Origin of the sequence: Limnoraphis robusta BA-68 BA1 (assembly GCF_034932365.1) — a bacterium.
GTDB classification, from domain to species: domain Bacteria; phylum Cyanobacteriota; class Cyanobacteriia; order Cyanobacteriales; family Microcoleaceae; genus Capilliphycus; species Capilliphycus robustus.
On the sequence record NZ_JAYGHR010000008.1, the window covers coordinates 40,824 to 63,344 of the forward strand.

The following is a 22,521-nucleotide window of genomic DNA, read 5'->3' on the forward strand; positions in this document are numbered from 1 at the left end:
ATACAGAGTTTCTCGACCGTCGTCAGCATTATAGATCAGTTGTCTATCCATTCTGGGCGCTGCTCTGCCGCCATCTTCTATTCTAGGCGGAATTGTTGTCCAAACCGATGGAAACATTCTCTATCAAAATGCTGTAATTTATCGATAGCGTTCTTTTACCCCTTGACTGCCAATCTCAGCTTTTTGGTGCAAAATTCTAGATACCATAGGGCTATTCAACTCACAACTCCAATGAACTCAAGCCATTTCTCTTCTGTTTTCCCCAATAGTTGGTTTCGCATCGCCACCAGTGATGAACTTCCCCCCAAGGGGGTATTACCGTTACACTACTTTGGTCGGGATTTTGTCTTATTCCGGGCTGAAGGTGGTACTCCCCATTTACTCGACGCCCATTGTCCCCATTTGGGCGCTCATCTGGGGTACGGGGGGACGGTTGAGGGAGACACCATTCGCTGTCCGTTTCACGGTTGGCAATGGAATTGTCAGGGGGATTGTGTCAAAATTCCCTACACGAATAAATCTCCCCAAACTCAAATTCAAAGCTGGCCCGTGCGAGAATTGAATGGTTTGATTTTCATGTATTATCACCCTCAAGCTCAACAACCCAGTTGGGAAATTCCGAAAGTTCCTGAATGCTATTCTAAAGATTGGACTCCTTTGCGTTCAGTTCAGCGTTGGAAAGTGAAAACTGACCTGATTCAATACTTAGAAAATAGTGTTGATGTTTCTCATCTCTCCAGTTTACACCGCCAAACGTTTGATGATGCCATTAGTGATGGCGTTGAAATTGACGGCCCGACTTTAACCCATCGGATTACTCAAAAGTATAATCTCTCAGCTATGTTAGTCGGTAAATTAGTCGGAGAAGCCAATGGTTCGGTGACAACGACTTATTACGGGCCGGGATATGATGTTAGTTATTATTGGACAAAAGGATTAATTCAGTTTGGATTATTTACGATTTTTACGGGAACTCCCATTGATGAAGAGTATTTAGATGTTCAGATTTTTTCTTGTGTTAAAAAGGTTCTTCCCCCGCCTCTTAACTTAATACTCGCCGCTTTTGTTAAGCAAGATGTAGAAATGACGTTTAAGCAAGATATTGATATTTTAGAACACAGGATTTCCCCAACTCATCCGATTCTGTTTGAAGAAGATGGGCCGATTAAACCGAGTGTGCGTTGGGCGAGTCAGTTTTATTCTTCTGAAAAGAGCGATCAAAATCTTGCCGTTAAAAATTAACATTTAACCCCCACCCACCTCTCAAATCCCCCCTAGCCCCCCTTAAAAAAGGGGGTTGAGAGGAGACTATTTGGTTCCCTCGCCTTGTAGGAGAGGGTTAGGGAGAGGTCGAGAGGAGAGGGTTAGGGAAAGGTTTTGAATTTACTTAGAAGTCAACACTTTCTCAGGTTGCTTTCGTTTAGCTTTCTGAGACATAACTTGTTCTAAGCGTTCATCCCAATATTTTTGATTGCGGTTGGCATCTTGAACAAAGGGAGTCATCGCAATAATATTGATGACTAACTGATTAACAAGATTCATCGGGAAACCTAAAGGTCGAACAAAATCAATAAATAAAACTACCCGCATCTCATCCGTTTCATTCCAAGCTTCATGGGGAAAAGCATCATCAAAAATCATGCACTTTCCTTCTTCCCAATGACGCACCTCATTTTCAACCCGAAGACGACACTTTTCTCGCGGTTCAGGAATTTTTAACCCCAATAAGCACCGAATAAACCCTTTGTAAGTGCCACGATGTTCGGGAATATGTTTACTAGGAAGTAAAATTGAAAAAAAAGCGGTTTTTACACCCGGAATTTGTTCTAATATTCGGGCTGTTTCCGGGCAGAGTTTACAATTGTTCTCTGCTTTCATTCCATAACCATACAGAAAATACGTTTTCCACATATCATCTGTACTGGTTCGGTAAATTTGATCGGGTGAAATATCTTGAAAATTCGGTAAGTGATCTCGATATTGTAAGATTTCATCGAGTTCTTTCCGAATGATTTCCCAATTGGCTTCGAGTTGAGGCACCCAGTTAAATTGTTCCCGTTCAAAGAAGGGTTTATTACCAATTAAAGAATATCGCGGAATGATATTCTCAAACTTCCAAAGCAGATTCGCGCCAATACCGTGTATAACGAGCCATCTGAGCCTCTCTTTTAAGAGAGATAAAGAGATTTTCTTCATTAACCTTACGTCTCCTCACACTAATTAAGTTAGGGTTCCATGATTGAATTGTTGTAATCACACCAATAAAATATTATCATAGGTTTTTAGTTTAGGTAAATTAGTTTTAATAAAAATTTAATATATTTACTGAGTCATTTGTGCATCAGGTTTTATTGATCCGGTAAAGTCAGGGTTTGAAGATATGCTTGAATGTCCTCAGTCTTTAATTAAACTCATAACAATTATGAGATAAAGAGGAAAAACCACAAAGATACAAAGACACGAAGATTTGCTTTTGTGTTGAACTGCTATAAACTTTTGTTGTATTATATTTCAATAGGGTTGACTAAAAAACCCAGTCTCTTTGAGAAACTAGGTTAATCTGTCAGTCCTTTGATACAAACAAATCTGAGTCTATTTTGAGGATAAAACTTGTTGATCTTGTTCTTCCTCTTTGGCTTTCTGAGTAAACACTTCTTCTAAACGTTTATCCCAGTATTTTTGATTGACTTTAGCATCTTTAATTAAGGGAGAAATTGCAATCGCCTGAATTAACAGTTGATTGATAATATTCAACGGAAAACGTAAGGGTCTAACAAAATCAATAAATAAAACGACACGAGTTTCATTGGTTTCATTCCAAGCTTCGTGGCGAAAAGAATCATCAAATAACATACATTTTCCTTCTTCCCAGTGGCGCACTTCATTATCCACTCGGATGCGACAAAGTTCTTTGGGTTCTGGAACTTTCAACCCCAACAAACACCGGGTTAATCCTTTGTAGGGTCCCCGATGATCAGGAAGATGTTTTCCGGGTAAAAAGATCGAAAAGAATGCTGTTTTTAAACCGGGAACTTTTTCTAAAGCCGCTATGGTTTCTGGACAACGCTCGCAGTTTTTTTCGATCTTATTTCCATAGCCAAATAGAAAATAGGTTCTCCAATCGTTATCCGCACTAATTTGTGCATTCTGATAGGGTAAAATTTCGTGGAAACAGGGTAACTCATCCCGATATTTCAAGACTTCATACATTTCTTCACGAATTGCTTCCCATTGTGCTTCTAACTCAGGAACCCAGTCAAACTGTTCTCGCTCAAAAAAGGGATTACTACCAATTAAAGAATATTTAGGAATGAGTTTTTCAATAGTCCAGAGTAAATTTGCTCCCACTTTAAGAATCAAAAACTCCATCACTCTTTTTCTATTTTTTTGCCAAAATTTGGAGGGTTCTGACTCTTGACTGATTTCGTTTGAGCTGGGGTTCATCCTGAAAATTTTCCTTGTTCTAATAATGACTTATAAATCATAACACTATCCTGTATATCTTGTGTGATTTTTTATAAATTTATACAGTCAAAAAATATCTAAATTCAAACATCATTTTTACAGATTTATTATGAGAAATCCTTAAGGTTTCCTATATTAAAAACGAGATGATACACCCTAAAATTAAATGCGATTGGCTAAATCTTGCAGACTACTCTGTTCAGCGTTTTGCATCCATTCACCGACAACCGCCAACTCTCCATTTAAAAATTGCTGACGACAGGTGCGACGTTGAATTTTACCACTGCTTGTTTTAGGAAGACTCGCGGTTTTTAATAACACAATCCCATAAACTTCTACAGTATGCTGTTCTGCGATCGCTTGACGAATTGCCGTTACAATTTCTTGAACATTCAACGACTTTAAATAACGCCGTTCCACTTCATAGGCTATCACCAGACACTCTTCCTCATTTACCTCAATTGAAAACGCCGCCCCACAGCCTTTTCTTAACGCCGGATGACTATTTTCTGCCGTTTGTTCCAGGTCTTGGGGATAACGATTTCGACCCCAAAGAATCATCATTTCTTTGATGCGACCCGTAATAAAAAGTTCCCCCTCTTGCAAAAATCCTAAATCTCCCGTCCGTAAAAACGGCCCTTTTTCGCCCAAAAACCCTCTAAACATCTGTTCCGTTTCTTCCGGTTGGTTCCAATATCCTAAACCAATTCCCGACCCTTTTACCCAAATTTCACCCACTTCAGCCTGACTACAAGCCGTCAACGTTTGAGGATTTACAATGATCACTTCATCGCCTAAATTGGGTTGACCACAGCCAACAATCGGGCGAGAATTAGGATGTTCTGGAGTCACTTCGATAACGCAATTTTCTTCTAATTGTTTCGCTTCGATATATTTAATAATCGGCGGTTCACTTCTGCGTCCTCCCGTAATAAATAACGTCGTTTCCGCCATTCCATAACAAGGATAAAACGCTTCTCGACGAAAACCACAATCTGCAAAAATTTGAGAGAATTGTTCTATCGTATGGGCGCGAACAGGTTCAGCCCCAGAAAAAGCAACTTCCCAATGACTTAAATCTAGGGTTTCTAACTGTTCGGGTTGAATTTGACGACACAATAAATCATAGGCAAAATTCGGCCCCCCGCTTGTTGTGGCTTGATACCGAGAAATCGCATTTAACCAGTTAATGGGCTTTTGAATTAACGAAACAGGCGACATCAATGTTACCGGAAATCCGCCATAAAGCGGTTGAATTACACCGCCAATTAATCCCATATCATGGAATAATGGCAACCACATCACGCCGCGACTTTGGGAAGAATGTTCAAACCCTTGATAAATTAAAGCGGAATTGTGCATCACGTGGCGATGCGTTACCATCACACCTTTGGGGGTTCCCGTTGAACCGGAGGTATATTGCAAGAAGGCTAAGTCATCGGGAGTGAGTTGGGGTTCTATCCAGTCAGAAGCGGGAGACTGGGGTAAAATATCGGTAGCAATACAGGGAAACTGAGTAAAAAGCGGTTCAAATTCTGGGTATTGGCGGCTTTGTTGCTTGAGATGGGATAATAGCCCTTGAGTCGTTAAAATCACAATAGACTCAGAAGACTGAAGGCGATGATAGATTTTCGCTAAATCTTTCGCGGAATGAGGGGGGTTATTGGTGACAGCGACAAACCCTGCATAGAGACAGCCAAAAAACGCGGCAATAAATTCAAGTCCATCGGTGTAGGGATAAATAACGAGCGCTCGTGAACCGGGTTTTCCGATAGACTGAAGATGAGAGGCGATCGCTTGGGCAAGTTGATCGAGTTGTGCGTAGGTGAGAGATCCAGACTCCGTTTCACCATCGGGTAAAAAGGTATAAGCTATTTGGTTGGGTAAGCGTTGCGCCCTCTCCCGCAGCAGGCTAACGAGCGTTAAATCGTAATTCATCGACTGTGGTAGACCATCCGTACTAGATTTTTTCCTCAAGTCCGTTTTCCCGTACCGTTAAACCGACTTTGATTATAGGTTTTCTGTTAAATTAACGCACATTCCCGATAATTTTTCAAATTTCTGGGATGATCTCCTGTAGGTTGGGTTGAAGAATGAAACCCAACATCCCCTGATGATCTTGTATGTGTTGGGTTTCGTTACCCCTGATGATCTTGTATGTGTTGGGTTTCGTTACCCCTGATGATCTTGTATGTGTTGGGTTTCGTTACCCCTGATGATCTTGTATGTGTTGGGTTTCGTTACCTCAACCCAACCTACTGTTGAAAAGCGGTGATTATTGAGTGCGATCGCTTGTCTGTGAAGTCTCAAACCCGACATCCACCGAAGATTTATTTGTTCCTCAAGCCAACCTAAATGGGAATCATTGCATAAGCGATGCCATCTCTGTGATATATCCAATTAGAGTCAAATAAATCTCGGATTTGAAAAATATGTACATGAATCCATGAAAATTGCAATTCTTACCTCGGGTTTCCCCCCGGTTTTAGATGGCGTCAGCGTTAGTGGACTGTATCGAGTTCAAAAGCTGAGTCAATGGGGACATGAAGTTTTAGTGTGTTATCCCGATTATAGTCCTCTGGCGAATCTTTATCCGAATTGGCGGGATTATGTCGGTGATATTCTTCCGGGTGTGCGGGTTATCGGGTTAGAAAGTACGCCGATGTTTGGAGTTGATTTTGAACGAAATGTCAGTTGGAAATCTTATCCGACAGTGGTTCGAGAGTTGGAGAACTTTCAACCGGATGTGATTCATGTTGATGAACCGGAACGTTTATTTTTTGGTTTCTTTCGTCTGGCGGGAATTCACTATGCTAAAAAGGTTGGGATTCCTTGTGTAAGTTTTTTTAGAACGAATTTTATTGAATATGCTGAGGATTTTTTGCCCGCACCGCCTGTTCTAATTCCGATGATTCAAGGGATTGTCAGTCGAATTTTTGCCAAGATTTATAATGCTTATGATCTGACTTTGGTTTCCAGCAAAATTACGGCAGAAAAGTTGCTAAAAATGGGGATTAAAAATCTTAAATATGCGAATTTATTGGGGTTTGATGCGAGTCAGTTTAACCCAAATTTGCGTCAAGAGAGGTTTTTTGAACAGCATTATGGACTAACAGATATTGATCGCAAAGTGAAGTTAATTTTCTTAGGGCGTCTCACTCCTGATAAGGGTTGGGCGTTTACCTTGAGAACCTTTGAACGATTAGTTAAAATGGTAGATCCGGATCAATTTGCGGTTTTAATTGTCGGGGACGGGCCAATGCGATCGCAGATTGAACAAGAATTAAGTTTATTAATTCCAAGTGTCCAGTTGTTGGGTCGAGTGTCGCCCTCAGATGTTCCTGCATTACTAGCTAATAGTGATGTACACGTCACTGCTTCGGAAAAAGAAACCCGAGGGTTAACCGTCTTAGAAGCCTTTGCAGCCGGAATTCCAGTGATCGCGCCTCGGGCGGGAGGTGTCGTTGAAAATATCCAAGACGGTGAAAATGGATGGTTATATACCCCTCAAGACGGTGAAGATTTTGCCCAAAAATTAAAGCTGTTAATTGAGAATGGAGACTTGCGAAAAAAAATGGGTTTAAAGGGTTTGTGCTGTGTTGCAGATTACAGTTGGGATCAAACCGTGAAGAATTTAGTAGGGATTTGGGAGGCTCAAATCAAGCTGAAAAAGCCAACTCAGCCGACTGCATCTCATCTGAAAATTAATCAAACTTAATACACTTAGGATCTAAAATAGCATTAAGGGGGTGAGCAGTGGATTTTTGCTGAATAACCGTTGCACAAATCTGGAGTAAATTAGAGTAATCTAACAATCACTTAACCCTAGAAGTGCTGAGTATGTGACAGTTTCAGAATCTGCACCCCCAAACTGTAAACTTTCAAACAATATTGAGAAGTTTCCGGGAATATTCCCGCTTTTAGCGAAAACGACAGCAACACAATCAAAAGACAATAGGGTGTTTTTTCACTCTAGACAATTGTCAATGGCACAATGAACAACAATCATTGACAACCCTTGTAAATTGCGGGTCAATTTTTCTTAAGTTCATCTGTAGCAGACACAACCGATCGCAAAGCCTATGCAGACATTTTTTATTATCTGGTTGGGGCAAGTTGTTTCCGTCTTGGGAACCTATATTACAGATTTTGCCCTGGGTGTATGGGTCTACCAACAGACAGGTTCCATCACCCAATTTGCCATGACTATTGTGTTCATGCACCTACCCAACTTGATGGTTTCAGCCTTTGCTGGAGTGTTGGTAGATCGCTGGAACCGAAAATGGATAATGCTTGCCAGTGACTTCTCGAAAAGCGTCATGGCGGTTATTCTGATAGTCCTGGCTACCTCAAATCAGCTTGAGGTTTGGCATATCTATATTGCCGTTTCGTTAGGTTCATTTTGTACCGGGTTTCAATGGCCTGCATATACGGCAGCGATCGCCCAATTGGTACCGAAGCAAAACCTCAGTCGGGCGAATGGGATGGTACAAATTTCCCGTGCGGTGGCGCGGATTCTTGGCCCAACCATTGCCGGATTTTTAGTTCAAAGCATTGGTATTCGGGGTGTCTTGTTGCTAAACTTCTGCACCTTCAGCGTTTCAATTATTAGCCTGTTAGCGGTGCATTTCCCCGATGTACAAGCTTCAATTGAAACTCGGGTTAAAACTTCCGTTCAAAGTGTTGCTGAAAAAACGGCTTCTCTGGCTTTAGTTTGGGATGAGGTGACTTCCGGTTGGAATTATGTCGCAGAAAGACCCGGTTTATATCGGTTAATTCTATTTACAGGCATCATTTATCTCACCGAAGGCGTGGTTCAGGTGGTATTCTGGCCGTTGGTTTTGAGTTTCGGTTCAAGTTCAGAATTGGGAATTGTCCTTTCAATTAGTGGCTGTGGAATGCTGTTTGGCAGTATCGCTGTCAGTGCTTGGGGAGGACGACTCGGACGGCGAGTTTACGGGATTTTAGTGTTTGTTGGCTTGCAGGGTTTGTGTCTGTGTTTAGGTGGCTTTAAGGCGTCTATAGTGGTTGCTGCAATTGGCGGTTTTGGTTACTTATTTGCTCAACCGATTATTATTAGTTCTAGTCAAACGATTTGGCAATGTAAAATCCCGATTAATTTGCAAGGACGGATTTTTGCTCTCCAAAGCTTGATTGAACGTTCTGCGATGATTTCAACTCAATTAACAATTGGGCCGTTAGTGGATCGTTTATTTGAACCGATGATGGCTGAAAATGGTTTACTTGCTGATAGTGTTGGGAAAATGATTGGTGTTGGGCCAGGACGTGGAATTGCTCTGTTGTTAATTCTACTCGGTATGGTGAATATTGGGGCTTCTATTGTTGCTTATCGCACGCCTCGTCTGCGTCGGGTCGAAAAAGAACTTCCTGATGCGATCGCTTCTAATGTTGTATCGGGATAGTAGAGGCGGGTTCTGTCAAAATTTATAGTGCCGTTGGGATAGATCCCAAACACCCGGTTTCTCAATAGAAATCGGGTTTTTAATCTAACAAACAATATCACTAAAATTTTTAACAATAATTTCCCGGATTGAAATTTCAATATTGAGTAATTTTGAGTAGGACAATCTTCATTCTACCCCTTTGAATAACCAGGTTAAACAGAAAAATATGTTAAAAACATTAACCACAGTTTCCCTTAGTGTAATGATTACCCTCTCGGGATTTTCTACTTTGATGTCGAGCAGTTTAGCTGAACCTGTTCAAATTGCTCAAGCGGTGCAATGTCGCGAAGATGGCTCGACAATCGAAATGAAAAAATGCGCCCAAGATAAATATGCTAAAATTGATAAAGAACTGAATCAAGTTTACCAAAAGTTGATGACGAATCTCAGCAATCAAAGTCAACGCAAACAACGCTTGATTTCTGCTCAACGGTCTTGGATTCAGTTTCGAGATAAAAGCTGTAGTTATGAAGCCAGTGAAGCTCTAGGAGGAAGCGCAGAAGGGCTGTTATTAACCAACTGTTTAACACGAGTCACTGCTCAACGGACTTCTGAATTAAAACAGTATTTATCGAGTCTCAGCCAACGTTAAACTTCACCTTTTAAAGCTTCTAATTCTTCCCGAATCGATAAGGGTTTATAGCCTAATTCAAAGGCTTTAGAACTATCGAGAGATACATCAGGCGGACGAGAAGCAGGCATTTGTACATCTTGTTGTAAACAGGGTTTAATCTTTTCAACGGGAAGTTCAAGAACTTCTGCTAGGACTCGCCCAAAATCATAACGAGACAGTCTCTCTTTTCCGCCTAGATGTAAGATTCCTGTTGATTTTTCAACGGCTAATAATAATCCTTTTGCAGCAGTCGTTCCACTCACAGAGGTTCGATATTCGTCGGTAAACAGTTGCAGTTCTTTGTCTGCTTTTAACGTCTGAATAAATCCCTGAATAAAACTTCCCGCATGGGGTGAAGCTTTTCCAAACATTAACGGCATTCGACAAACAGCAATTTGAGGATTCCGTTCTAATATACCTTGTTCTGCTTCTACTTTTTGTTCACCATAAACACTAATCGGAGAAACGGGATCTGTTTCTTTGTAAGGCGGGTTTAAACCGTCAAAAACTAAGTCCGTTGAAGTGAACGCACAAGCAATAGAATAATCAGCAGATAATCCGGCAAGATTCACCGATGCCCTCACATTAATCGGATAAGTTTCCTCGGGATGAAGTTGGCAATAATTGGGTTTAGATTGAGCGGCAGTGTGAATAATAGCGGTAGGTTTTATTTCCTCAATGATAGATTTTAAAGCGTCAAAGTCTGTTAAGTCAAGTTGAAGGGTTTTGACACCCGGAATTGTTACCGATTTTGAACGGTAAGTCCCGTAAACTTCCCATTGAGAGGCAGCCACCTGACAAATATTCCAACCGAGAAAACCGCTTGCGCCTGTTACCAATAATTTATTCATTTAAACTTTAGTTAACTGATTTTATTCGTTAGTTTATCAAAAAAAGGGCAAGTTGGGGTGATCGGTTAAAATACCTGAGAACTTTTGGGAAATCGGGGATTTGGCTTAAACCCTGAATAACGTCTTGGCATTTAACGAATCCTGTGGATAGAATTGAAACAGAATCAACAGAAGCAAATATCAGGTCAAACCCTCGTCAAACCCGAGGATTGATCGACCTATTGTATTAAGTATTTTTAATTGAGTAAACTTTATTAAATTTAGAAAGTCCTGTGAACGAACTCACCTTAAAATGGATAGAAGCCAATCAACTGCACGTCCAAACGTTTAAAGAGCAACAACCCAGTAAATATCCCGGTAGGATTCGCATTGGACGAGATCCTCATCGCTGTGATGTCGTTTTATCTCATCCTACCGTTTCCGGGTTACATATAGAAGTTTATTTTCATCCCTCATCTCATCAGTTTAGAGTGCGGAGTTTACGAGAAACAAACCCACCGCGAATTGATGGTCAATTTTTACATTCTCAAGAAGCAACCCTCAACCCGGGTAGTCATCTCTGGTTAGGACAAGTTGAACTTGAAGTGGTTTCTATTTCCACAACAGAGGAAATTCCACCGACTATTTTATTTTCTCCAGATGCCTCCTTTGACTCACCCCAACCCCAACTTTCAACTCCTCAATATGGTTTACAATGTCCGAAATGTGATCGCATTTCTCCCTATGAACAGATCGACTTAGGTTGTCGTTGGTGTGGAACTTCGTTAGCGGCGGCAAGGAGTATCGTATTGTCTCCTCAGTAAAATTGATTAGGAAGTGGAGAGAGTAGGAGAAAATAGGAGATGCCAAACTCAAACTATTCTTGATTCCCTCTTTCTCATGGAAATTCGACTCAGTTGGCGAGATCCGATAACAAATGAATGGCGAACCCCTGTATTAAGGCCTCCCATTGCCATTGGACGAGTGTTTGACCGGATGCCGGGTACAATTGATGGACATCGGGTGTCTCGCATTGTGTTGAAAGGAGATCGGGTTTCTCGCTTTCACACTTTAATAACTTTGGAAAATGACACTCTCATCCTGACTGATATTGGTAGTCGAAATGGTACTTTTATTAACGGAGTTCGTCAAGCTAAAACTATTTTAAATGACGGAGATACCCTGCAAATTGAGAATCATAACATTCTGGTTTCTTTTGTCACCAGTTCTCTGAATTCTAATACTTCACCGGGACCTTCACAGATCTTTTTTAATCCCAATACCAATCAACCTGATCCGTTAACCGCTAAACCTCAACTGATTACTCCGGTTAATCAGAGTTTCCCGCCTACGGAATTTTTACACGCGGTTCAAGTCTCACCTTCAACGTTACAAGCCACAGGATTACCTGTTGAGGAAATAGATTATTTGACCATTGGGGCTGGGTTAGGAAGTTTTATTTGGGCAGATTTATTGAGAATTTCGGGGGTAAAATCTAGCCAAATTATCGCTTTAGGAATGGAAGAAAAGCCCTATGCCCGTTATCAACGCTTGTGTCTTAATTCTCAAATTCCGCCTCACGAACGTTTGCGATCAAATTCTGATTCTTGTCCTGATAATATTTGGGGTTGGCCAAGTTATGCGGTGCGGGAAGCTTATCGTGAAATCTCTCACGGACGGTTATTAATCGCTTTACAATTACTATGGCGTGTTTTTGCCGAACCGACTTTTGCAGAGACTTATACACCGCGATCGCAAAATGTTTTTGATTCGATTGATCGTGAAATTAAACGCATAAGTTGGCAAGAAATTTATCGCTACGGACGAGTTTTAGGAATTAGGAAAACAAATGATGGGCGTTATGCGATCGCCATTTCTCGTTCACGGGCGGATAAACGAGAACGGGGTTTTGTTGTCGCACGATATGTTCATTTAGCAACTGGATATCCAGCGATTCAGTTTCTCCCTGATTTACAAGCTTACCGCGAAATGACGCGAGATTTTAAAAGCGTTGTCAATGCCTATGAGGAGCATGAACATATTTATAAACAGCTTGAACAACTAGGCGGAACGGTGATTTTACGCGGACGGGGAATTGTGGCTTCTCGAATTATTCAGCGACTTTATGAGGCGAGACAACGCAATTCTAATATTAAAATTCTGCATTTAATGCGATCGCCAAAAGCCATCGGAAATCAATTTGGAAAATCCCAGCGTCGAGTCGAAAATCATTTTGAATTTCAACCGTTTAATTGGCCGAAAGCTTGTTGGGGTGGAGAATTGCGAGAGAAGTTAGAAATGGCTCATGCTGAACGGCGCTTACAATTACTAGAAAGTTGGGGGGGAACCACCACAGCGAGTCGTCAAGACTGGCGAGAAATTGTGAATCAAGGATTGATTCAAGGTTGGTATCGGATTGTGTTTGGTCGAGTTGAACAGGTGGAAAAAATAGCAGGTGAACGGACATTAACGACTATTCGGGAACAGGGAATTGAAGCACAAATTCAATTAGAAGCTGATTTTATTATTGATGCGACGGGTTTAGATGCTCACGTTCAAACAAATCCCTTATTAAATGATTTAGTGACTCATTATAATTTACCGCTTAATGCTCTGGGTCGTTTGCAAGTGGCGAATGATTTTGAATTAGTAGAAATGCGTTCGGTTAGCGTGACTTTGCCAACGGGAAAAACGGCGACCGTTTCCCCTGGAAGTTCAACCCCAAAAGGTCGAATGTATGCCGCCGGAGCGATTACATTAGGCGGGCCTTATGCGGCTGTTGATAGCTTTTTAGGGTTACAATATGCGGCGTTACAGTCTGTTAGCAGTTTAGCGGCGATCGCGGCTCCTAATGTTAAAAAATTGGGGATATTGAGGTCATTTAACCAATGGTTTAAATGGGTGATGAATCAATCCCCTTAGTTGAACAGGCAATAGGCCGTCAGAAGTCAGGAAAAAACTGTTAACTGGTAGGGGCAATTGATCAATTGTCCCTACCAGACGGGTGACTGATTGTTAAGTATTGCTACACTTTTTGATAAAAAGTCTTTTACGCTTTTAACTTGACAAATTTACTTTTTTTTGCATAGTTGCCTAAAACTCTATTTTTTTGAGCCAAGATTTGTCTGAGAGTGAGGGTCATTTAATATCTTCCTGGATGTCGTGAACGTGAGACCCTGAACCGAGAGTGTCGAGTCGATGTTCCAGTATCGCTAGGCGACTCTCTAGTTCGGAAATTTTATCAGGTTGATCGGCCATTCCTAAATAGGTTCTTAAAGCCTCAACCACCAGGTCTGACTTCGATTGTCCAGTTGCTTTGACCCGTGCCATCAATGCTTCGTGTAATTCAGGAGGAATCCTAACTCCTAAAAAGGGATTGGGCATGGTTTTAGTTGAGGAACATTTGGACAATCAACATCAACAATGCCTCGATAATACCAGCCTATTGCTAAATCGTTATCGGTCTCATAGTATTAATTCGTAAAAAGAATAGTCAGTCCTCATTTTTTTGTAAATTTTTGTTAAATTTTTTGATTTATTGCAAAATTTTTAAATTTATGTCACCGTTGTATGATAACAATATGATAACAACTGTTATCACAGGGAATCAGATGACAGCTTGGACATCTAGACTCGCCTGAAACAGCTTGTTGATTGAGAACCGATTCAACCTGCACCGAAAGCCGATCGATCTATCTATGGGAGCAGACATGACAACGCAATTACAATCCGAACAAAAACGTAACTCCGGCAAAATCCTGATTGCAGATGACGAATCTGCTATTCGGCGCATTCTCACCACTCGTCTTTCGATGGTCGGCTATGAAGTTGTAGCCGCAGCCGATGGTCGGGAAGCCCTGAACCTGTTTGAAACCGAAAATCCTGATTTGTTGGTTTTAGACGTAATGATGCCCAAACTCAACGGCTATGGAGTGTGTCAAAAAATTCGCACTCTATCGGACGTTCCGATCATTATGTTAACCGCTTTGGGAGATGTGGCGGATCGGATTACAGGCTTGGAATTAGGAGCGGATGACTATCTCACGAAGCCCTTTTCACCCAAAGAATTAGAAGCGCGTATTCAAGCCATTTTACGTCGTCTCAGAGAGACAAATGCGGCTCGGGACTTCAGTACAGAAACCATCCAAGTGGACACTCTGCAAGTGGATACCATTAAACGACGGGTTTACAAGGGTGATAAGTTGATCCCTCTAACCTACATTGAGTTTAATCTTTTAGAACTGCTCTTGAAGCATTCAGGTGAGGCGGTTTCTCGTTCGGAAATTCTTCAGGAGTTGTGGGGTTACGCACCGCGACGCATTGCCGATATGCGAGTTGTTGATGTTCATGTGGCTCGTCTGCGGGCCAAAATTGAAGAAGATCAGCGCAATCCCGAGTATATTTTAACCGTGCGGGGTATTGGTTACGCTTCTCAACGCTTGCCGATTGTTGAGGAAGCTATTGGAGCTTAAGCACATCTATTTTTTAAACATTTGGGTTCCGAAGAAAAACAAACGCTAAAATTGCAATTTTCATCTCAAAGTCTGATTTGATATTAATTTGAAGTTTGGATTAACGGTCTGAACTTTCATACAAAAACAAAACTAATGGCGATCGCATTCAGTTTGTTCAAAGGATTGACTGAAAGCGATCGCCTCTGTTTTAGACAACTTCTCTTATCCGACGACTTAAAATGTAAACCGAGTTCGGACCAAACCAATTCCAATCGCAGGATTGTCTGAATTATGCTCGGGATTGGTAATTAGCAAAAATCCCGGAGTGACAGAAACTCTATCGGTAATTAAGTAGCGATAAGAAACCTCAAAATGTAAAGATGTATCCGGATCTTCCCGATCAAGAACATCATTATTGGTAACTTTGGGGGGCATACCGAAAACAATACTTAATTGAGATCCCAATTTACCCCAATCGACCAAAAAAGCGGTAATTGCCCAACTCCAAATTTCTGCATGAGAACCCTGAGAAGCATTTACACCCTCGGTGATCTGAGGAGAGCCTTCAGCAACAGCATTCCAGTAGCTCAACCAACCGCCCAAGATTAATTTATCGGTGAGTTTATAAGTTAGTTGTAAGCCCAAAGCATTAGAAGAAGTGGGGGTATTTGCACCAAAAGGAAACTGAGCAAAAACGCTACCTTTACTTCCGGTTAAATCAATGGTTGAAGCGGGATCTGGGGCATAATAACGACCGTAAGTTAAAGCCATTCCCAATCCATCGGTAGGAGTATAGCTCAACTGAGCCAAAATCGTATATTGACCGTTAAATAATCCGGCACTCGCATCTCTACCGGAAGTCGTTAAATAACTCACCCCGCCGCCGATTTTGTCTGTAAAATTATAGTAAACCACCGCACCGGTACCGAAAGCAAAGGAGTAAATTGGACTTTCTGCTCCAAAATTTGAGATCGAGTTAACCGGGTTAAAAGCGGGAAAAATCCGAGTCGGAAAATCCGCAATCGGAGCCACAGCAAAAATGCCGCGACTGCCGAGAGGCATTTGATAAAATATTGTTCCGGAGCGGATATCATTGCCCGTATTTGTAGTCCCAATTAAACGGGTCATATCGGTACCGGTAACGCCAAGACCGAAACTGCTAACATTCCCCGCGATTAGTTGAGTTCGCAATCTATCTTTTCCGGTAAAACTGGTATCAAAAATTAGTACAACTCGCTCAGAAAATGTGGGGATTTCATCCAAATCTTCTCGGGATTCTGTTCCTGGAGAAACTGCTTTTTGATCGCCAAAAGCACTGATTAAATTAAAATCAACTCCGCCGCGTAAAATTGTAGTTGGGCTAAACTGATGCTCTTTTAGAAAAGTGACTTGCTCTTCTAAATCATCGATTTTGCTCGTAACCTCTTCGATTTCGGTTGCAAATTCTTCCGTTAATCTTTGAATGGCGATAAAGTCTTCTTCGTCGGCAAATTTATTACTTAAACTTCCAAGGGTCTGTCTAATTTTGAGCAGACAAGCATTTAAACCTGCCGCAAATTCATAGCGGCTCATCGGCCGATTTCCCTGAAAAGTTTCCCCCGGAAAGCCGCCAATACAGCGATATTTTTCGACTAAATTACGCAGGGCTTCGTAGGCCCAATGGTCGGGAGTAATATCTTGCAATTCGTGAACATTGATGATTCTGTCTCTGTTCAAACCGGGTGGGGGACTGCTGGATAGGGTATCAATTTGCTGAACGGGAGTTTCCGGGACTTCTGATATTGAATTAGACAACTCTAAATGGGAGGTTTCTAAGGGAAATTCCTCAGAATTATTTAAAGATTCTTCGCTCAAAACGTTTGAGTTGAACATTTCTTGCGCCATTGCCGGAGATAACATAAATAGAAGATAGCTCAGAACAGCCGATGGCACAGTCAGCGATATTTTATATTTTTTGAGACGATTTGACATGGTAATCCTAACATAAATGAATGTTATGCAAAAATAAGTATTAAATTAAACGACAGAAACAACTTAGTACGGACGCATTCTCAATTCATTATTGACCGCTTCTAAAATTTCTATCGTGACATCTTCGGGAATTCTGGTGTACTCTAACTGCTCGTTTAATTCTTGTCCCTCAGTCAAAATCCATGTCAATAAATTTTTAGTCGCTATCAGTGTATCTTCGTTAACATAGCGTTTATAAATCAGCAGCCAGGTTAAACTGACCAAGGGATAACCCTCTTTTGGGTCCTTGACATCATCGGTGGTAAAGTCATCATTAAACTTGACATTTAATAATGCTTTTTGAGTTTCTTCTAAGGTCGGTTTAACGTAGCGACCTTCCCCATTTTCTAGGTTCGCAATTGAAAGATTCTGCTCCCGAGCCAAACGGGTTGGAACGTAACCAATGGCACCATCAATTCTTCGGACTTCGCCGGCAATTCCGCCGCCTTCAGATTGCGAAGAAAAGAATCTAAATCCCCAATTAGGCTCGCGACTGCCTGGTATCTTTCCGCCGCTAATTTGATTGAGATATTTGGTCAGAATAAAGCTCGTCGCACAACTTCCCGAACAAACGATCACTTCAATTTTTTGATTGGGAAAGTTTGGGTTAATTTGCTTCCAATTGCTGACTTCTCCCGTAAAAATTTGAACCAGTTTTTCTCGGGATAATTTAACATCGGTTGTCAGATCTCGGGTGATATTTTTGAGGTTGTAAACAATGCTTAACGAACCGCCACCAATTGGCACCATGAGCAAACCATCTTCGATTTGATTCCGTTCTATCGGAGTGGGAATTAAGCTCGTACCCGCAAAGTCAACAGTCTGACTCGCCAACAACCGAATGCCACCCCCACTGCCCAGAGTGCTATATTTAAACTGTTGTCCTGTTTGCTGTTCGTATTCTTGGCTATAACGCTGGAGAAGGGGTTCCGCAAAAGAATCACCCCCTCCGCGAAGCAATAAAGCCGCAACGCTCGTCGGAAAAGAAATCGCTGTTAGCGTTAGAAAACTAACAAAAAAAAGCCGGAAATTCTTGAGGGTAAATGTTTTCATGGATTGAGGTAAATGCGTTAGTTTTAAAACGGATTTGATTAGCGTAGTCTTCGATAAATGGTGACTTTACTGGCGTCTTCGGTGACTTCTAGCCAAAAATCTTCGATAACAAATTGATAAACAAATTCTCCCAGACGGGTACTCCGCCACGTACTGATAACCGGCGCGTCTTCTATCCATTTTTCCAGCGCTTTTATAACGGGTTCTGGAACCGCACTGGAATCGATTTGTTCGTCAAGTTGAAGAATATTTCCGGTAGAAGTCACCTGAACTTCTACTTCAAAACCCTGTTGGTTTTCTCCTCGGATTTTATAGATTAGAGAACCATCGGCTCTCAGTTCCGTTCTAGCCAGATTAAACTGGGCGCCCGAAACGGTTTCTGCGGATGTCATCACTGAAATTGGGACTTCTTCTAGGGGGATTTCTCGCTCTATTCCCGCCAGATTTTGGGCAATTAATAGATGGTCTTTTTCAATCGAAACTTGACTCCGAACCTCGCCAGGATAAAGGATAGAGGCAAAACCGACCATTCCTGTAATTGCCAAGATTTTGAGCAAGCTTTTGGAGTTAAGCATCATGTTTTTGAGTTGGATTTTGCTAGGTGAACAATGAATGAACTGGAAAATTAACGGTTTTCAAGAGCAAGCTGTGTTTATAAATTTTCTCGAATTCGCTCGAACACCCAAGAGGGAATGGCGTGTTCTTTGTCGTAAACTGAATTATATTTTTGTTCTATAGTTTGCCAATCAATAGAACGATCTGATAAAATTTCTTCGGAAAACATTTCTAAAGTTTTGCCGGATAACCCTTTTTCTAAACATTTTTTCATTAGCAAACGGCTTTCGTCAATTTCGCCGATACATTCAAAGGGAGTGTGTACCGATAAACCGACCATTTCTCGAAACGTCGGGAGCAAATTTTCATCGTCAAACAAATTGGTTTTAAACACCGCATCGACCAAATTTGAGGAAAAAAAAGCCGTCAATCCCAACCAAACATAGGCGCATTTCGGGCATTTTTTGCACCAAGGTTTTTGAAGATTGCAGGAGTTAATTTTCGGGATAACTTCCGAATATTTGCTCAAGTTATGAAAGATGCGGAAGTCGTAAATGGGTTGTAAAATGCTGAAATATTTAAAATCCGATAGCAAATGTTCGCGAACGAATTGATCTAAAATCTGTTCGGCTTCCAGACTTTTACCCCACTGGTGGTTAACTTCTTTTCCGATTTCCTCCCAAATTAAATTTCCGGTGTTGGCGCTTTTTTCGTGGGCTAAACATAAATAATTATACCCTCCGGCTAACATCAAAAATAAGGATTCAAAAATAGAAACTGGGGTTTCTGGGATGGTGATTCCTGAATTTTCTGGAAAATATAACTGGAGAAAGGGAAAGTCTATAAAATCATCGAAAATTGATATTTTATGCTTTTTAATTGGCTGGACATTTTCTATTACTTGAGCAATTAATTTGTGTTGCAAGTCTGCTTTGCCATAAACACTATGAGAATATTGCATAGAAGCAAAAGGAATATCCGCTTCTTGCAAAATTTTCATGGCTACAATACTATCTTTGCCACCCCCACAACCTGTGAGAATTGTCTGATTATCTCCAAAAATTTGCTCTGGATGACTTTTTCCTAAGTCTGCGGAATAGATAATTTCTGGCTGTTGGTAATCTGTGACATTATTTTCATACCAATGTTGCCCAAATACTCCTTGGTAAATTTTGACAAATAAATCTAAAACTGGTTTTTCCAGATGTGAGGCAATGTTTGAGATATCGTAATATTTGGGAAATAAGGAACATAGTTTCATGCCTTCAAATAAGGCAATATGGGCAGCAATGCGATCGATTAATTGTTGAGAATATTTTTCTATCAGTGCCGAGAATGAGAGATCGTGATAAAAAACTTTCGTGGCAAATTTGAATTTATCTGCACTATAGATGATGTCTAGATGATGTTCATGAATAGCTAAACTTTCTATTTTGATTGCTTCAATTTTCATTTTTGATTGTGTTATTAACCATTGTTTGTTATTTTAAGGGCTAATGGTTTAGTTATTTATTAAAATTTATTTGATTTATAAAATTAGTAATTTTCTTCCATCCCACCAACCAGATCGTGCCAAATTAGAAGTAGGAAAGCTACTTCGATTTGTTAGTTTGATCGAATTCATCTCCCGTTCCAATTACAGCTTGAACGGGAGATAAATTACTCCTTTGCGAATTTAAATAATTAACTGGATTAACTGATCGACAAAATACTTTACTTCCGCAAAATCAGTAGCTCGTGGTTGCAGCTTTTTAACACACTCATTCTTTCCTTGAAAACTTCTTGCCACATCTTTATAGCACAATAGTTTTTGATGGGATTGTAATACAAGTCATTATCTTCGACTCTGAGAACTACAGCAAAAATACCACCTGGTTTAAGAATCCGAATCAGTTCCTCAAAGCTTTCTAAAGGAACTTGATTGCGAGTAAAAACGCCAGTTGATACTAAAGCGTTAAACGTATTATCTGCAAAAGAAAGAGTGTTACCCAACTCTTCTAGATGCAAAGCATTGTATATCCCCTGGTCTTTTAATAGGTCTAAAGACTTTTGGCTAATATCCAGTCCTTGGAGATTTTTAAAGCCGTAAGAATTGAGTTCTCGACCTAATAATCCTGTACCACACCCTATATCTAAAATTAAAGCATCTTTCTTTAAATAGGATCTGAGGGTGTAACCAATATGGTTAAGTAAAACCGTCCAGCCGTTATCGTAATGTTCCTGGTCGTAAAATAATACCCAATTATCATATTTTCCCCTCACTTCTTCGAGGTTTTCAAAGTAATCTGTTAATCCATTTCGATAATCTTGCTCATCATCTTTTTTCAAGATTTTATACAGAACATCTTTGATAATATAGCCGATTAAATTGAGGTCATCGAAATCAAAAGATGATGGCAATCTCAGATCGCAAGCAGAAGAAATAATCGATTCTGTTTTTTCTAGGCTGGGTATTTCGGTAAATGAGTATTGCCAGTTTTTGTAATAACGAGAATTATCGTCTCTGCCAAAAATCTGGATCGCCACACCCCTCTCGCTAGTTTGTTGCACAAATTGATCTACCTGTTCTGAAGTTAATCCCAAAAGATTAAATTGCAAACTGTCAGGCGCACGTTTCACTTTTTCCAAAGGAGAGGGAATATAAATATTTCTGACAGAACTGAGAATTTCTGCTAACCGATCGTACTTTTGTATACCTTGAAATATCTTGTCTTCTAAAAATTTTATTTGAGGTCTTAAGACAGCAGCAGTTAAGTTACTCATTCGCAAACTAAAATTAGGAACATGAGGCTTAAGTTTTTCAAAACCTGCTTGAGGAATTGGATCGGGAGTTTTGAAACTTTTATTAAATTTAATCAATGATTTTTGTTCTTTTTTTGATGCGATCAGGTTAAATTTCATTTTTGATCGTCCCCAGGTCGATAATTTTCCAACGAATTAAAAACAGTATGATGCTATTTCCGCAAAAGGAACATTCCAGAATTCCAACTTTTTCATGTCTGCATAATCGACAAAATAGAGTATATTTGGGGAACTATCGTCGATAATCTGATCATGTATGTCGATCTCTACGATCTGTAAAAGCCAACCTGACTCTGCTCCTGTTGTCGTCATGGGCCAGTTCGACGATATTGATGTTTGCGCCCAAGCTATCAAACACTTGAAGATCACAGCCACCCAGTTAACCTCCGGTCAGTTTGTGGGCAGAGTTAATTTGGCCGACTTGGGGAGCCTGAAGTTTACTGACGTTACCTATAATCAAGCGATGAGAATAAAGGGGGTAAAAAATCCTCATCGCCTGGGATTTACGCTTCCACTTCAAGGCAATCAGACACAAGTGCTGGCTCATGGTTGCTCGATCAAAAAACACGATCTATTTGGGTTCGATCCCACCAGAGAAAACGATATGACGACGGGGAAAGATGCTCACCTAGTCGTCGCCAACCTTGATTTGACCGTTTTCCAGTCCCTCGCCGAGCAAATGGGATACCATGACTTAGGGCAAAAGTTTCTCCAGCAAAATTCAATCCATTTCCATCCCGCTTCATTACGCCATCTAAGAGCTTATTATCAGCAAGTCTCTCAAATGTTGATTAATCAACCATCATTATTAATGGAGTCGCCAGCCCAATCCCACATTGTCGAAAATTTCTTGCCGTTGCTGATGGATACGATCGGAGCAGCTATCCGACAAAAAAAGCCGATAATCAAAACTTTACGCCGTTACCCGATCGTGAAAAAAGCCGAAGAAATTGCCCAATCCTACATTGACAAACCCTTAACTCTTAAACAATTGTGTGACGCATTGGAAACTAGCAGTAGCGCCTTATGTTATGGATTTCAAGACATTTTTGGCATGAGTCCAATGGCCTATATCAAGATTCAACGACTCAATGGAGTACGTCGCGCTTTGAAAAATGCTAACCCTCAGACAGTAATGGTGATGCAGGTAGCTCATAACTGGGGATTTTGGAGTTCAGGGCATTTTGCCAGAGATTACCAACAAATGTTCGGTGAATTGCCATCAGAAACGCTGCGACAACAGTCTCAAATCAGAACAAACTTGAAATTCTAAG

At 40.8% G+C, this 22,521-nt stretch carries 18 protein-coding genes; 8 read left to right on the forward strand and 10 right to left on the reverse strand.

Annotated elements, in window-relative coordinates; genetic code table 11:
- Positions 1–231: 231 nt before the first annotated feature.
- Positions 232–1,242 (forward strand): Rieske 2Fe-2S domain-containing protein, encoded by a 1,011-nt coding sequence (locus tag VB836_RS05875; protein WP_046279760.1) that lies wholly within the window; start codon positions 232–234, stop codon positions 1,240–1,242.
- A gap of 141 nt (positions 1,243–1,383) precedes the next feature.
- Here VB836_RS05875 and VB836_RS05880 read toward each other — a convergent pair whose 3' ends face one another.
- From VB836_RS05880 to VB836_RS05890, 3 genes are all read right to left on the reverse strand, one after another.
- A complete protein-coding gene (locus VB836_RS05880) occupies positions 1,384–2,196 on the reverse strand; it encodes an aspartyl/asparaginyl beta-hydroxylase domain-containing protein (protein ID WP_323218449.1) in 813 nt (270 codons plus the stop codon).
- Positions 2,197–2,592: 396 nt separating this feature from the next.
- Positions 2,593–3,444: an aspartyl/asparaginyl beta-hydroxylase domain-containing protein gene (locus VB836_RS05885; RefSeq protein WP_323218451.1), complete on the reverse strand. Its 852-nt coding sequence runs from the start codon at positions 3,442–3,444 to the stop codon at positions 2,593–2,595.
- Between the two features lie 183 nt (positions 3,445–3,627).
- Entirely contained in the window at positions 3,628–5,403 is a 1,776-nt protein-coding gene (locus VB836_RS05890) for a fatty acyl-AMP ligase (RefSeq protein WP_323218452.1), read from the reverse strand.
- 508 nt (positions 5,404–5,911) lie between these two features.
- Between VB836_RS05890 and VB836_RS05895 the strand changes: the two genes are divergently transcribed.
- The 3 genes from VB836_RS05895 to VB836_RS05905 all read left to right on the forward strand — a co-directional run bounded on the left by VB836_RS05895 (position 5,912) and on the right by VB836_RS05905 (position 9,522).
- Complete coding sequence (locus tag VB836_RS05895) at positions 5,912–7,183, forward strand: glycosyltransferase (protein ID WP_323218454.1); 1,272 nt, start codon at positions 5,912–5,914, stop codon at positions 7,181–7,183.
- Between the two features lie 364 nt (positions 7,184–7,547).
- On the forward strand, positions 7,548–8,888 hold the full coding sequence (locus VB836_RS05900) for an MFS transporter (protein ID WP_323218455.1): 1,341 nt from the start codon (positions 7,548–7,550) through the stop codon (positions 8,886–8,888).
- Between the two features lie 208 nt (positions 8,889–9,096).
- The gene (locus VB836_RS05905; RefSeq protein ID WP_323218456.1) at positions 9,097–9,522 is read left to right on the forward strand and encodes a lysozyme inhibitor LprI family protein; all 426 of its coding nucleotides are present in this window, start codon (positions 9,097–9,099) and stop codon (positions 9,520–9,522) included.
- On the opposite strand, the gene VB836_RS05910 is transcribed toward VB836_RS05905, so the two are convergent.
- A complete protein-coding gene (locus VB836_RS05910) occupies positions 9,519–10,394 on the reverse strand; it encodes an SDR family oxidoreductase (protein ID WP_323218457.1) in 876 nt (291 codons plus the stop codon). The two genes, VB836_RS05905 and VB836_RS05910, sit on opposite strands and share 4 nt — an antisense overlap.
- A gap of 272 nt (positions 10,395–10,666) precedes the next feature.
- Here VB836_RS05910 and VB836_RS05915 point away from each other — a divergent pair, with 272 nt between their 5' ends.
- Positions 10,667–11,197, forward strand: coding sequence for an FHA domain-containing protein (locus tag VB836_RS05915; protein ID WP_323218458.1), 531 nt, complete (start codon positions 10,667–10,669; stop codon positions 11,195–11,197).
- 76 nt (positions 11,198–11,273) lie between these two features.
- A complete protein-coding gene (locus VB836_RS05920; protein WP_323218459.1) occupies positions 11,274–13,295 on the forward strand; it encodes an FHA domain-containing protein in 2,022 nt (673 codons plus the stop codon).
- Between the two features lie 216 nt (positions 13,296–13,511).
- On the opposite strand, the gene VB836_RS05925 is transcribed toward VB836_RS05920, so the two are convergent.
- A complete protein-coding gene (locus tag VB836_RS05925; RefSeq protein WP_046278759.1) occupies positions 13,512–13,757 on the reverse strand; it encodes a ribbon-helix-helix domain-containing protein in 246 nt (81 codons plus the stop codon).
- A gap of 326 nt (positions 13,758–14,083) precedes the next feature.
- Here VB836_RS05925 and rpaB point away from each other — a divergent pair, with 326 nt between their 5' ends.
- Positions 14,084–14,845 carry a response regulator transcription factor RpaB gene (rpaB, locus tag VB836_RS05930; RefSeq protein ID WP_323218460.1) on the forward strand — a complete coding sequence of 254 codons (762 nt, stop codon included), beginning with the start codon at positions 14,084–14,086 and terminating at the stop codon, positions 14,843–14,845.
- Positions 14,846–15,061: 216 nt separating this feature from the next.
- Here the strand turns inward: rpaB and VB836_RS05935 are convergent, their stop codons facing one another.
- The 5 genes from VB836_RS05935 to VB836_RS05955 form a co-directional block, all read right to left on the reverse strand.
- Entirely contained in the window at positions 15,062–16,798 is a 1,737-nt protein-coding gene (locus VB836_RS05935; protein ID WP_323218461.1) for an iron uptake porin, read from the reverse strand.
- 63 nt (positions 16,799–16,861) lie between these two features.
- Positions 16,862–17,890: a substrate-binding domain-containing protein gene (locus VB836_RS05940; RefSeq protein ID WP_323218462.1), complete on the reverse strand. Its 1,029-nt coding sequence runs from the start codon at positions 17,888–17,890 to the stop codon at positions 16,862–16,864.
- 38 nt (positions 17,891–17,928) lie between these two features.
- Entirely contained in the window at positions 17,929–18,468 is a 540-nt protein-coding gene (locus VB836_RS05945; protein WP_323218463.1) for a hypothetical protein, read from the reverse strand.
- Between the two features lie 74 nt (positions 18,469–18,542).
- Positions 18,543–19,898, reverse strand: coding sequence for a hypothetical protein (locus VB836_RS05950; RefSeq protein WP_323218464.1), 1,356 nt, complete (start codon positions 19,896–19,898; stop codon positions 18,543–18,545).
- Positions 19,899–20,158: 260 nt separating this feature from the next.
- Positions 20,159–21,346: a methyltransferase domain-containing protein gene (locus VB836_RS05955; protein WP_323218465.1), complete on the reverse strand. Its 1,188-nt coding sequence runs from the start codon at positions 21,344–21,346 to the stop codon at positions 20,159–20,161.
- 211 nt (positions 21,347–21,557) lie between these two features.
- Between VB836_RS05955 and VB836_RS05960 the strand changes: the two genes are divergently transcribed.
- Entirely contained in the window at positions 21,558–22,520 is a 963-nt protein-coding gene (locus VB836_RS05960; protein WP_323218466.1) for a helix-turn-helix domain-containing protein, read from the forward strand.
- Position 22,521 lies beyond the last annotated feature (1 nt).

What these genes read in the sequence shown, in the direction of transcription:
- VB836_RS05875 (WP_046279760.1), top strand. Translation starts at nt 232, where the DNA reads ATGAACTCAAGCCATTTCTCTTCTGTTTTCCCCAATAGTTGGTTTCGC.
- VB836_RS05880 (WP_323218449.1), bottom strand. Translation starts at nt 2,196, where the DNA reads ATGAAGAAAATCTCTTTATCTCTCTTAAAAGAGAGGCTCAGATGGCTC.
- VB836_RS05885 (WP_323218451.1), bottom strand. Translation starts at nt 3,444, where the DNA reads ATGAACCCCAGCTCAAACGAAATCAGTCAAGAGTCAGAACCCTCCAAA.
- VB836_RS05890 (WP_323218452.1), bottom strand. Translation starts at nt 5,403, where the DNA reads ATGAATTACGATTTAACGCTCGTTAGCCTGCTGCGGGAGAGGGCGCAA.
- VB836_RS05895 (WP_323218454.1), top strand. Translation starts at nt 5,912, where the DNA reads ATGAAAATTGCAATTCTTACCTCGGGTTTCCCCCCGGTTTTAGATGGC.
- VB836_RS05900 (WP_323218455.1), top strand. Translation starts at nt 7,548, where the DNA reads ATGCAGACATTTTTTATTATCTGGTTGGGGCAAGTTGTTTCCGTCTTG.
- VB836_RS05905 (WP_323218456.1), top strand. Translation starts at nt 9,097, where the DNA reads ATGTTAAAAACATTAACCACAGTTTCCCTTAGTGTAATGATTACCCTC.
- VB836_RS05910 (WP_323218457.1), bottom strand. Translation starts at nt 10,394, where the DNA reads ATGAATAAATTATTGGTAACAGGCGCAAGCGGTTTTCTCGGTTGGAAT.
- VB836_RS05920 (WP_323218459.1), top strand. Translation starts at nt 11,274, where the DNA reads ATGGAAATTCGACTCAGTTGGCGAGATCCGATAACAAATGAATGGCGA.
- VB836_RS05925 (WP_046278759.1), bottom strand. Translation starts at nt 13,757, where the DNA reads ATGCCCAATCCCTTTTTAGGAGTTAGGATTCCTCCTGAATTACACGAA.
- rpaB (WP_323218460.1), top strand. Translation starts at nt 14,084, where the DNA reads ATGACAACGCAATTACAATCCGAACAAAAACGTAACTCCGGCAAAATC.
- VB836_RS05935 (WP_323218461.1), bottom strand. Translation starts at nt 16,798, where the DNA reads ATGTCAAATCGTCTCAAAAAATATAAAATATCGCTGACTGTGCCATCG.
- VB836_RS05940 (WP_323218462.1), bottom strand. Translation starts at nt 17,890, where the DNA reads ATGAAAACATTTACCCTCAAGAATTTCCGGCTTTTTTTTGTTAGTTTT.
- VB836_RS05945 (WP_323218463.1), bottom strand. Translation starts at nt 18,468, where the DNA reads ATGATGCTTAACTCCAAAAGCTTGCTCAAAATCTTGGCAATTACAGGA.
- VB836_RS05950 (WP_323218464.1), bottom strand. Translation starts at nt 19,898, where the DNA reads ATGAAAATTGAAGCAATCAAAATAGAAAGTTTAGCTATTCATGAACAT.
- VB836_RS05955 (WP_323218465.1), bottom strand. Translation starts at nt 21,346, where the DNA reads ATGAAATTTAACCTGATCGCATCAAAAAAAGAACAAAAATCATTGATT.
- VB836_RS05960 (WP_323218466.1), top strand. Translation starts at nt 21,558, where the DNA reads ATGGGCCAGTTCGACGATATTGATGTTTGCGCCCAAGCTATCAAACAC.